Here is an 11,909-nt window from a genome sequence, read left to right on the forward strand (position 1 = left end):
GACAGTTGACAGCTTCCACTGTTGGCGTTAGCCTGCCGTAGGCAATGCGAAACCGACGCGTGAAGCTTTAAACCCACATTCCGCTAGTTCGATCGCCTAAAAAATAATAAGGCCCAGAATCCTTTCACATCAACCTTTCTAGCGATTTAGACTCTTTTTGGCGATCGAAAGGTAGTTCTCAATAGTCTGAACTTATTGAGAATGTAACTGCTACGATCCTATGGCTTCGTTTTAATTATTTTTCGATCGCTTGGACTAGCGGAATGTAGGTTAAATAATACCTGATTTAATTTACCGCTCCGATAACCTTCCAAGTCTAGAGTGACATAGACGAATCCAAATGACACGAAGGCGGCTGTTAATTCGGCAAGATTGGTGTTTGCTACAAATGGTTGAATTAGATCGGCTGGTAACTCAATTTTGGCGGTATCATCGATCGATCTCACCCGAATATTTTCGTATCCCAATCTCCGCAAATATATTTCAGCTCTCCCCACACGGTTTAATTTAGGAATTGTAATTTCTTCACCATAAGGAAACCGCGAACTCAGACAGGGTTGTGCGGGTTTATTCCAACACGATAAACCCAGCAATTTTGCAATTTCTCGAACTTCGATTTTACTAATTTCTAGTTCCGCTAATGGCGATCTAGCACCGCGTTCTTTAGCTGCTTGAATGCCGGGGCGATAATCTTGGAGATCGTCGGCATTAACACCATCAATGACATAACTATAGCCAAGTTTTAAAGCTAAAGGTTTGAGCGTATCGTGAAGTTCGCTCTTACAAAAATAGCAGCGATTGACGGGGTTAGATGAATAATTAGGATTATCCATTTCGTGAGTTTCGACAATCTGATGAGCGATACCGATCGCATTTGCTTGCTCGATCGCATCTTCTAGTTCTTCAGGTAATAATGATGGCGATTTAGCCGTTACAGCCAAAGCACGATCGCCTAAAACATCGTAGGCAATTTTAGCAACTAGGGTACTATCAATCCCTCCAGAATAAGCAATTAACGCTCGATCCATCTCTATAAATAGATTGCGAAGTCGTTCTAGTTTTAGTTCTAACATTCAATCTAATTAACCCGATCTAGCGATGGAAGTGACTACTTTCAATTATATCAAATCTGGCGATCCTGTCACGATCGATAGCTGTTGAGCCGATGTGAATTAGTAAATTACATCGCACCGATATTTAAATCGGCTGAATTTTGACATCTAAATCTTTGCTAACCGTAACAATACTCTGCATCGGACAAGTTTGCCAATTGTCGGCAAAGATTGGCTCGGAAGCGAGGATAACTGAATCGGGATAATCGATACTATTTTTAATCCAATACAGCGATGGAACTGTCGCGCGATGTGCGAAGCGCGAAGCAATTAATCTGTCGCCATCGCTAATCACAATATTGGCAGAAATTGTCGTCCGCTCGGTTTCGACTAAATCGCGCAAGAGCTGTAAAGTACGTTGGAGAGCGGTTTCTAATGGTAGTTCGGGGTGAGTGTGCAAGATATTAGAAAATAGCGCGAAGATATGCTCCGAATCGGTCGTACCATCGATCGCTTGATAGATATGCGAGTGTAATTTCTCGCGAATTTGCTTGTATAATCCAGAGCGGAAATTATCGATAAATCCGTTATGAATAAATAACAATTTACCATCCCGAAAAGGTTGACAATTGCTCATGCTTACGCCTTGTCCCGGCGTGGCACTTCTCACATAGCTCAACATGCAGCCAGTTTCTACAAATCGGCTCAGATCGGGTAAATTGACATCAGTCCAAATTGGCTGAGTGTGTTTGTAGATAAACGGATCGCGATATTGTGTATCGTTGTGATACCAACCAATCCCAAATCCATCGGCATTAATCACCCCTGCTGTCATTTCACGAGGTTGATAACTTTGAACGATCAGCGAATGTTCGGGTTTGGCAATTAATCGATCGATCGATTGGGGGATACCCTGGTAGGCGAGGAGACGGCACATTTGGGAGGGGGAGACTGAGGGACGGGGGGACGGGATGAGGGGATGCTAATTTTAGGTAACGAATAGCTTACCTTATTTATTGCGATCGGGTGGTGAAGATTTAAAATATTGCAGCTAGATCCCCGACTTCTTTGAGAAGTCGGGGATCTAAAACTCAAACGATCGAAACTGACAAAAAAGGTAGGTACTGGTACCTACCTTTTTTAAGGTATGAGTTAAATTAGCGATTCTCTTTCTAGAGGCTACGCCAACGCGATTAGGGAGCTAAAGCATTACCTCGGAGTAGACTGCCGATCGTTTTAGCGGTAATCTTCAACTGTGTAATCGGATTTGCAACAGTGACCGTTTTGTAGAGATAGCTGTCGAAGGTGAGTTTTTGCACGTCAAGATCGCCACACATTTCCACAAAAGCTTCGCGAGTCGCATCGGAACGGTAAAATACACGTTGGAGGATATCTAGTACCGTGTAAGTTAAGCCGTAAGCTTTATCCCACTGTTTTATATAAACCTTGAGATCGGCTTCTGTCGGGATTTTCGCGCCTTGTTCAGAACGTTCGACGATCGTTTCCGCACACATGCGTCCAGATTTAGCAGCAAAGTAAATCCCTTCGCCAGAAGACTTAGTAACGTAACCAGCCGCATCGCCGACTAGCGCACAACGTCCGACAACCCGACGGGGACGAGGATGTTCGGGGATAGGGTGAGCTTCAACTTTAATAATGGTGCCGCCTTCAAGCTTCTTAGCAGCCCGTTTGCGGATTCCGGCTTGTAATTGCTTAATTGAGGCTTTGTGTACCTTCATCGTCCCGGTACCGACCGCTACGTGATCGAATTTGGGGAATACCCAGGCATAGAAATCTGTAGAAACATCATCGCCGACATACATCTCAGCTAGGCTGTGATAGTAAGCCATTTTATCTTCTGGCAATCTGATTCGTTCTTGGAATGCGATCGCATAATTATAATCGCCTGCATCCATCGCTTTAGCGACGCGAGAGTTAGCACCATCCGCACCGATGACGAGATCGACTTTCAGGGTTTTGGCTTCACCTTCGAGGCTGCCATTAGAATGATCCGCATAGTGGAGCACATAAGGATCTGTCGTGTTCAGTCCCGGCATTTCCAACTTATGGACGGTACCATTAATTAATTTAGCACCGAGTTTCTCAGCTCGATCGCGTAAAAATCCATCCAAGACTTCCCGCCGACACATGCCAATATATTCACCAGGCTTGAGTGTTTGACCGATATCGACTTCAACATTAGAAGGCGAAATCATCTTCATTTGGCGCACTTCGCGATCGATAATGTGTGATGGTAAGTCAAATTCAGCCACCATGCAAAGAGGAATCGCACCACCACAAGGCTTGGCGTTATCTAATTTACGCTCGAATAAATAAGTTTCAATTCCTGCTTTAGCTAAAACTTCAGCAGCGGAAGAACCCGCTGGCCCAGAACCGACAACAGCAACCCGTAGTACCACAGTTACACTCTCTTCATGACTCGTGCTTACAATGATGGATGTTAGCACGGACTCTCGTGATGGTTGCTGCCAAACCCATCCAGTCGGTCAGAATTGAAATATTCCTTTATATTCCGACATATTTGGATAGATTACGAACAACCCGATCGGCATTATAAACCGACTATTCCCCCGCAAGTCACATCGAAATTAACCGATCGAGGCAAAGAATTATCAGATTCACTTTACCATTTATGCAATCTTGCTTCTCGCTGGTATGGCGATGGAATAGTGCCATAAATAAGACTGTAGTATCTTTCTTTTCCAATCTCTGCGTCCTTTGCGTCTCTGCGGTTAAAAAATATTAATTCGGCAGTATCATAACAAATTTAAATTATTTCCAAATTTACTAGCGATCGTGAATTGATGATTATGAACCGCAGAGGCGCGTGAAGAGCGCAGAGAAATACAACGATATTTGTTCTTGCGTAGATTCACTGTTGACAGTCGATATTACGCTTGGCTAGATTAGCGATCGATCCTAACAATTATAGGTAAATTTAGTTTTAGATCCTAACAACCATAAAGTAGCTCGTGGTTTTTAAAAAGATCCGCGCCTTACAACCAAAGTTTCCGGGTTCTGCTAGGCTAGGGCTGTATTTGTATATGTATCGCCATTGCTGGATTGATGCTCATTTACCGATCGACTTGAAACTATGATAATGTCTACTGTCAAAACCAATCGTTTTCTCGAAGATTTAGATCGCGTCGCGAGAGTGCGCCAAGAAGTGGCTGGGAGCCTCCGCCGAATGGTAGCTAACCTCCAGCAGTCAGAGTTAGCCGCACAAACTGGATCTGGCGAAATGGGATTCGATCGCGATTTGGCAGATTTGACTAAAGCTAGTACCAATCTTCAGCAAGGTGTATTTCGGCTGATGGTGTTGGGCGATATGAAGCGCGGTAAAAGTACGTTTTTAAATGCCTTAATCGGTGAGAATATCTTGCCCAGCGATGTCAACCCCTGCACGGCATTGTTGACAGTGTTGCGCTATGGAGAGCAGAAAAAAGTTACCGTCCATTTTAAAGATGGTAAGCCGCCTGAGTCGATTGATTTTGGTGCGTTTAAAACTAAATATACGATCGATCCAGCGGAAGCAAAGAAATTAGAAGAGAGTAACAAACCTGCTTTCCCCGATGTGGACTATGCCGTTGTGGAATATCCACTAGAGTTACTATCGAAAGGCATTGAAATTATCGATAGTCCTGGTTTGAATGATACCGAAGCGCGGAATGAATTGTCGCTGGGATATCTCAATAATTGTCATGCCGTGTTATTTGTCCTCAGTGCTTCGCAGCCATGTACGTTAGGCGAACGTCGCTATTTAGAGAACTATATTAAAGATCGCGGTTTGAGCGTATTCTTTTTAATTAATGCTTGGGATCGAGTCAAAGAATCGTTAATCGATCCCGATGATGCTACCGAATTAGCTGAAGCCGAAGGCAAATTAAATCGGGTATTTAAAGCTAATTTAGCCGAATATTGCACCGTCGATGGTTACGACATCTACGACGAGCGCGTATTTCCCCTATCTTCAATTACCGCCCTCCGCCGCCGGATTAAAGATAAAGCAGCCGATCTCGATGGAACGGGTTTCCCACCATTTATCAACGCGCTCAATACATTTTTAACTCAAGAGCGGGCAATTGCCGAATTGCGTCAAGCGCGGATTATTGCCAAGCAAACTTGCAGCCATGTCTCCGAAGCCGTCGCGCGCAGAATTCCGCTTCTAGATACTAACGTCGTCGAACTCAAAGCTAAAATCGAAGCGATCGAACCCCAATTCATTCAGTTACAATCGATTCGCGATGTCTTCCGCGATGATATTCGCCGCGTGCGCGATCGTCAAGCCCGATCGATCGCCGATTCAATGAAGACTTATTTATTACAATTAGAAGATACTTTCGAGGCAGATTTCCAAACTTATCAACCCTCCGATCTGCAACTTTTAGACTTCTTTAGCGGCAGCAAGCGCGAACAGTTCAACCAAGCCGCTCAAAAAGGCTTCCAGCAATACATAAACGATAAATATGCCACCTGGACGCTCTCAGCGCAAAAAGAACTCACAGCGGCTTTTAGCGAACTCTCAGCTCAAGCCCAAAAACATGGTGTAGATTATCAAAACATCACCCAAGAAATGGCCGAAAAACTGACTGGTAAAATCCACACCCGCAGTAAAGCTCTCGACGATGATGGTACCCCAGCCTGGGCAAAATGGGCGATGGGTTTATTTTCCCTCGCATCTGGCAACTTTGCTGTCGCCGCTTTAGCCGTCGGCGGTTTCAACTTCCAAAGCATCATGCTCAACATCTTCACTACAGCGGGAATTGCCGTCGTCTTCGGCGCGCTCCTCGGCCCGATTGGGGTGATGGCAGCAGGCATCGGCGTTGCAGCGTTCCAAGTCGAACACGCGCGAAAATATTTTACTCAAGAAATCAAAAAGCAATTAATCGCTAAATTACCAGAGATTTCTAAAGAACAATGGCAACCGATTTATAGTGCGGTGCAAGAGTGTTTCGATAGTTACGAACGGGAAGCGATCGAACGCATCGATGACGATATTAAAACGCGCAAAGGCGAATTACAAAACCTCGTCAAACAGAAAGAATCTCAGGAGATCGATCGAGTCACTGAGGTCAATCGGTTACAGAAGTTTGAAGCTGATGTAGTGAAGGAGTCTGAATCGATCGAGGCTTTTTATCAGGGATTCTTGAATGGTTAATTGGTGGAGACATCGCTCAAAATTCAGGTAACGGGCAGTACCCAGCCCAAATATTGAGTAATGCGCTGATTACTATTAATCACAACCATAAATAATACACAAAAATAATGACTAAGTATAAGCCTAACTGCATCACTATTGGGGGCTGGTGGCAATCAGCAGTTGCCTTATGTGTAACTGTGTTAGTAATTCATGCTGCTGGCAGACAGATAATAGCTCCAGATATAGGAGAGGTAGATTTAAGTCTTATTGAGTCAGGAAATATTAATCATAATAACTATTATGCTCAAGTTTCTGGCTATGCAGATGAGACAACGGCACAATCTCAAAGGCGGCTTAATATACCTCTGATTCATGTCCCAATAGATACGGCTTTGGTCTATATCCCATTACATCAACAGACAAATTCAAGAGGAGAAGTCTCTTTGATTATTGCTGTACAAGAGGATCAAATAGAGAAATATATTCAAGTAAACCCTGCAACTAACAAGCTGACAGTTAAAGGCCATGTAACTTCCATTATGGCTACCGACGTAAAAAAATGGTTGCTCAACAATGGCGTATTTATTACAAATGATACGAAATATATTAATCCATCAGTGGATAGAGAGGGTTCAATAGCTGTAGGACTAATTTTTGGTGGTTTAGGGATGGGTGCTACTATCGGCTTATTTAAGAGGCGAACTATCCGATGGTAGTGCCAATTTTGTAGGTTGGGTTGAGGAACGAAACCCAACAATCCTATCCATTGCTTGTAGGGATGTTGGGTTTCGCATCGCTCAACCCAACCTACAGGTGGCTATGATGGAATAATCCAGATATAGATGTAACTCAGCAAACTAAATTAATATGAGCAACCATCCGCTTCTCAAGGTTGAAATTTCCCAACTGAGTATTTCCGAGCGCATTCAACTTGCCGAAGATTTATGGGATAGTATTCTAGACAGACAAGATGAAGTCCAATTAGATCCTACACAACAACAAGAACTCGATCGCAGACTCGATCGACATCGGCAAGATCCTACTGCTGGCTCAAGCTGGGAAACTGTCAAACAGCGATTAGGATCTGCTCAATGAATTACAGGCTCATTATTCGCCCAGAAGCAGAGTTAGATCTAGAAGATGCTTTTGCATGGTATGAATCACAAGATCCAGGTTTGGGTTCTGAATTTGTGCGTGCTATTGATGCATGTATATCGACAATCGGACGTAATCCTCTTGCATATCGGCTTATCTACCAACAATCTCGACGCGCACTAGTCAGACGTTTTCCTTATTCTCTTTTTTATGTTGTTGAGGAAGATACGATTTTTGTGATTGCTTGCTTCCATACCAAGCGAAATCCTACTGATTGGCAAGATCGATTAAACAAATATTAAGAGCATCTAAACCTACGCTTGTAAATAAATTAACCCGATCGCACCACCATGAATTCCTCACTCATCACCCACCTTCAAGCTGCCGCTAGCAAGCTGGAAATCGACCCAAACTCTAGACTTGGTAACGATCTCAGAACGCTTGCTAATAAATCGGCTCGATCGAATTACCAGATTGCTGTATTTGGGCCATTCAATCATGGTAAATCAACATTATTAAACGCAATCTTGGGCAATAAAACATTACCGATCGATCTGATTCCGACTACGGGTGCGGCGATTAAAGTTGTGTATGGTGAAGAATTGGCAACTAAAATTACCTTAACTAACGGGCAAATAATCGCGGCTAAGAATACCGATATTTTAACTGAATTTGCCACTTTAGATAACGATCGACGGATGCGGGATGATGTGATGGAAGTCGAGGTGAGTTTTCCTCATCCGTTTTTAAAAACTGGGGTAGAATTACTCGATTTACCCGGTACGAACGATCGCGACGAGCAGGATAACTTGGTGCGCGATCGATTATTGGCTGCGGATTTGGTGGTAAATGTGTTGGATGTTCGCAAATTAATGACGCTCGGCGAACGCGAACATTTACGAGATTGGCTGGAAAATCGCGGGATTAATACCGTGGTATTCGTGGCTAATTTTACGAATATGTTAGAGCTAGAAGAACAGAAAGAAGTTCAACATCGGTTGAGATTTGTGGCTGAAAGTTTTCGATCGCAATTACCGCCAGGAATTAGCAACATCTATCGGGTTGATGCGCTCCCGGCTCTGCGCGCTCGTCTGAAGGGTGATGACGCAACTTTACATACTTCGGGGTTATCGGCATTTATATCGGCACTCCAGGCGATTGTATCGCACCAGCGGGAGGAACTAGCCGAGGTGCGAATGCCTGTATTGCAATCTTTGGGGTTGGAGATTCAAGGGTTGTTACAAGCGCAAATTGCTAAGTTAAAGGCGGAAATTGATGAAAATAAAGAGAAATGCGATCGCGAATTAGCTCTCAAGTGCAAAGCTCAACAATTAATTAAGGCTGGCTGGGAAAATAGTCTCAAAGATGTCGAACAATGGTTGTATTTGCCGAATCTAATCAGTTTTTATCAAGCTCCACTAATTACGGTAATTAGACAGCAAGGCTTTGGTGAGTGGGAATCGAGCAATGTTCGCCCCCGATTGCGACATTCTCAGCAAGAAATTAACGATTGGGTGACTAAAGCTGAGAGCTTTTTTAATACCCCTTCAGTCGCACCATTACAGATCGTTTTACCAGATCCACCCGAACTATTATTAACCGAACCATCGATACCATCGCCACCAGAACAAACGTCTACTCTGAATAGTTTGACCCCGACAGCATTAGCGACAGGACTAGGCTGGGTCTTGGGTGGGCCGTTAGGTGCCGTCGTTGCGGGTAGTGCGACAACGATTGCTAATAAACTATCTGGACTACCTTCAGATAATAATAGTACTAGTAATAGTAATTACGATGCCGAAATATCAGAAGCTTATCTCGATGCTGCTGCGGATTATTTATTTAGATTGAATACCGAGGTAATGGAGACAATTAAAGCCTATCGCGATCGGGCAATGATGGCGATCGATCCAGAAATTAAGATCGATCGTCAAATCGATCCGCAGCAACAAAAAAGACTCACAGATTTAGAATCCTGTCTGGCAGATATATTAGCTTCAGCGTCAGTGTAGCTTTTACCCGTAAATATATATTTATTTAGTATTTTCATGGCTAAGTTTCATCTGTAAAACATATTTTCCATGTTATAGTAAGAAGTAGACATGAATAAGATTGCAGACAAATGTTCTGATTCTAAATATCTGACTGGTGCGCCAACCTGTGGTTTGAGCGTATACCGTCACGCATGATTATTAGTCGATCGTGCGATTAGCTTAGTTGGATAAAGCAGCCGAGGTATCGGTAGAGCTTGGGTTCGAGTCCCAGATCGTACACCAAAAAGTTAGCTCATTCGGATAGAGCGGTTGGCGGATCGCCAATAGGTAGCAGGTTCGAGTCCCGCACTTTTCAAACCCTCCAGCCACAGAGGTTAAATTTGGGCACCTTACTTAGGATAAGGCGGCGCAAGCCAAACCAAGTCAAAGGTTAAATCAGACACCTTCCTTCCACGAAGTCGGCGCAAGCCAAAACGGTACGAGAGAAATCTCAATATGGTTCGAGTCCATTATTTTCAACTCTGTAAAGTTGGCGTTTTGCCAAAATTTAGTCGCCTAGCGGCTTAATTTGGCAGCAGTTTGGTACTAGTACGATCGCGTGCATCTTTTATTTGAGTATTTTCCTTCAGCTACTATTGGTGTTCCTGTGGGAACAATGGTATTAGTACGAACGATATATTTGCCGATCGAGCAAACAGCTTTGTCCTCGGATAAAACTTGACGATCGATCTGTCTTAATCCAATTTAAGATAAACCTTTCGTCCGTCATTAGACTGTCTTAAACGCCAGCATTTGCGGGGTTAACATCCACAAACAATTTAAATTCTATTCTCCATCGTAGGTTGGGTAGAGCAACGCGAAACCCAACAAATTATATGTTCAAGACTTTTTACATCAAACCTCACGAGCGGGGTTTCTTATACAACAAGAGCGATTTTAAGGCAATTTTATCGCCCGGTACGCATCGTTACTTAGGCTGGAATTGGAGCGTCAAAACTTACGATCTCAATCAGCCAGAAGCCCAAATCGAGCAATTAGAGCTGTTACTCCAAACCGATCGCGATAAACTAGAGCAACATCTAACGATCGTGGAGACAGCGTTCGATCGAGTCGCATTACTCCAATTCAAGCAAAACTGGATCGTTATCGCTCCTAACCAATTACGCACTTTTTGGAAAGGGTTTATTACCATCGAAGTGCGGTACTTCAATCTTTCAGAAAGTATCGAATTACCACCAGATTTAGTCGAGAAAACGCGAGGAATTGCCCTGAGCGGTATCAAAAAGTTTCAGGTATCCGAATCTGAAATTGGTTTAATGTACGTGCAGCACAATTTCGTGCGTCCATTAGGGACGGGTGAATATGCGTTTTGGTCGTCATCTAAAGACTTACAATTTAAGACTCTCAATCGGACGATTCCTAATCCGGCATTTCCCGATGAAAATGTCTTAATCGATCTCCATCCCGAATTTATCACTGAATATTGCACCGTTGCCGAAACATTAGCACAACAAGTCGCCATAGTGCGCGATAAACAACAGCCGATCGCCATTTTACCGCCCCACAGTCGCAAATTATTCTGGCAAGGCGTAACGGTAGAAACGATCGATATTAGTACCAATTCGCAACTTTCATCCCAATTAGTTGCCGAATTAGTATCGGGTAATGACAAAATTAAAAAGCTTGCCAGCGATGCCTTACACGTCCGAGAAGTGCCCGTGCAGCACTTGGGCTTTTTGTATATCGATCGGGTATTTCAGAGCCAGCTAGAGCCAGGAATTCACGCCTGGTGGACATTCAATCGATCGTTCGGATCGCTCGCGATGGATATGCGCTTGCAAAATATGGAAGTTTCGGGGCAAGATATTCTGACGAAAGATAAAGTCCCCGTGCGGCTCAATCTGACGGCTGGCTATCGGATTAGCGATCCGTTACAGGCGATGAATAACTTAGCAGATATCAACGGCTTTATTTATAAAGAGCTACAATTTGGCTTGCGGGGAGCAGTCGGCGAACGAACTTTAGATGGATTGCTCGAAGATAAAGGTACGATCGACCGTGATATTGCTGAATATATCCGTGCTAAAACTGCCGAATATGGCATCTCGGTAGAATCTGTCGGCGTGAAAGATATTATCTTACCTGGGGAAATCAAAACCATCCTGAGTAAAGTTGTCGAAGCCGAGAAATCCGCTCAAGCGAATGTGGTGCGCCGTCGGGAAGAAACCGCCGCGACTCGGAGTATGCTCAATACTGCCAAAGTGATGGAAGAAAACCCCGTCGCGTTGAGATTGAAGGAGTTGGAAATCTTAGAGCGAATTGCTGAAAAGATCGATCGCATTCAAGTCAATGGCGGTTTGGATAATATTTTGACCGATCTGATTAACATCAAAAAGTAACCTTCTTTAAAAGATGACAGCACCGCGCATATAGAGCCTATTTGAGATCTTTACGGTTGGTGTGCAGAATGGGTCATTTAGTCATTTTCACAGATCTGTAGGGTGGGTTTATGCAATTTAATGTCGATGTTACTGTTCGATCTCGAACAAAACCCACCCTCTCCACCAGCATCTCAAAAGATCTCAAATGGGTTCTATAGAACCCATT

9 protein-coding genes and 1 tRNA gene are annotated in these 11,909 nt (G+C 43.7%); 7 read left to right on the forward strand and 3 right to left on the reverse strand.

What is annotated here, in order from left to right; all coding sequences use genetic code 11:
- Positions 1–218: 218 nt before the first annotated feature.
- The 3 genes from larE to chlP all read right to left on the reverse strand — a co-directional run bounded on the left by larE (position 219) and on the right by chlP (position 3,472).
- Positions 219–1,073 (reverse strand): ATP-dependent sacrificial sulfur transferase LarE, encoded by an 855-nt coding sequence (gene larE / locus Q0R35_RS19185; protein WP_295622197.1) that lies wholly within the window; start codon positions 1,071–1,073, stop codon positions 219–221.
- A 124-nt stretch (positions 1,074–1,197) separates the two neighbouring features.
- Positions 1,198–1,989, reverse strand: a complete 792-nt coding sequence (egtC, locus tag Q0R35_RS19190) for an ergothioneine biosynthesis protein EgtC (RefSeq protein ID WP_295622198.1) — start codon at positions 1,987–1,989, stop codon at positions 1,198–1,200.
- A gap of 256 nt (positions 1,990–2,245) precedes the next feature.
- On the reverse strand, positions 2,246–3,472 hold the full coding sequence (chlP, locus tag Q0R35_RS19195; RefSeq protein WP_295622200.1) for a geranylgeranyl reductase: 1,227 nt from the start codon (positions 3,470–3,472) through the stop codon (positions 2,246–2,248).
- Between the two features lie 701 nt (positions 3,473–4,173).
- On the opposite strand from chlP, the gene Q0R35_RS19200 reads away from it, so the two are divergent.
- The 7 genes from Q0R35_RS19200 to Q0R35_RS19230 all read left to right on the forward strand — a co-directional run bounded on the left by Q0R35_RS19200 (position 4,174) and on the right by Q0R35_RS19230 (position 11,701).
- Positions 4,174–6,231: a dynamin family protein gene (locus Q0R35_RS19200; protein WP_366944951.1), complete on the forward strand. Its 2,058-nt coding sequence runs from the start codon at positions 4,174–4,176 to the stop codon at positions 6,229–6,231.
- 107 nt (positions 6,232–6,338) lie between these two features.
- Positions 6,339–6,929 (forward strand): hypothetical protein, encoded by a 591-nt coding sequence (locus tag Q0R35_RS19205; RefSeq protein ID WP_295622203.1) that lies wholly within the window; start codon positions 6,339–6,341, stop codon positions 6,927–6,929.
- Positions 6,930–7,080: 151 nt separating this feature from the next.
- Positions 7,081–7,308: an addiction module protein gene (locus tag Q0R35_RS19210; RefSeq protein ID WP_295622205.1), complete on the forward strand. Its 228-nt coding sequence runs from the start codon at positions 7,081–7,083 to the stop codon at positions 7,306–7,308.
- Positions 7,305–7,610 (forward strand): type II toxin-antitoxin system RelE/ParE family toxin, encoded by a 306-nt coding sequence (locus Q0R35_RS19215; RefSeq protein WP_295622207.1) that lies wholly within the window; start codon positions 7,305–7,307, stop codon positions 7,608–7,610. Before Q0R35_RS19210 ends, Q0R35_RS19215 begins: the two co-directional genes overlap by 4 nt.
- A 48-nt stretch (positions 7,611–7,658) precedes the next feature.
- Entirely contained in the window at positions 7,659–9,320 is a 1,662-nt protein-coding gene (locus tag Q0R35_RS19220; protein WP_295622208.1) for a dynamin family protein, read from the forward strand.
- Between the two features lie 190 nt (positions 9,321–9,510).
- A tRNA-OTHER gene (locus tag Q0R35_RS19225) sits at positions 9,511–9,584 on the forward strand.
- Positions 9,585–10,177: 593 nt separating this feature from the next.
- A complete protein-coding gene (locus Q0R35_RS19230; protein ID WP_295622209.1) occupies positions 10,178–11,701 on the forward strand; it encodes a slipin family protein in 1,524 nt (507 codons plus the stop codon).
- The last annotated feature ends 208 nt before the right edge of the window (positions 11,702–11,909 follow it).

Origin of the sequence: Chamaesiphon sp. GL140_3_metabinner_50, assembly GCF_025361915.1 — a bacterium.
Lineage (GTDB): Bacteria > Cyanobacteriota > Cyanobacteriia > Cyanobacteriales > Chamaesiphonaceae > Chamaesiphon.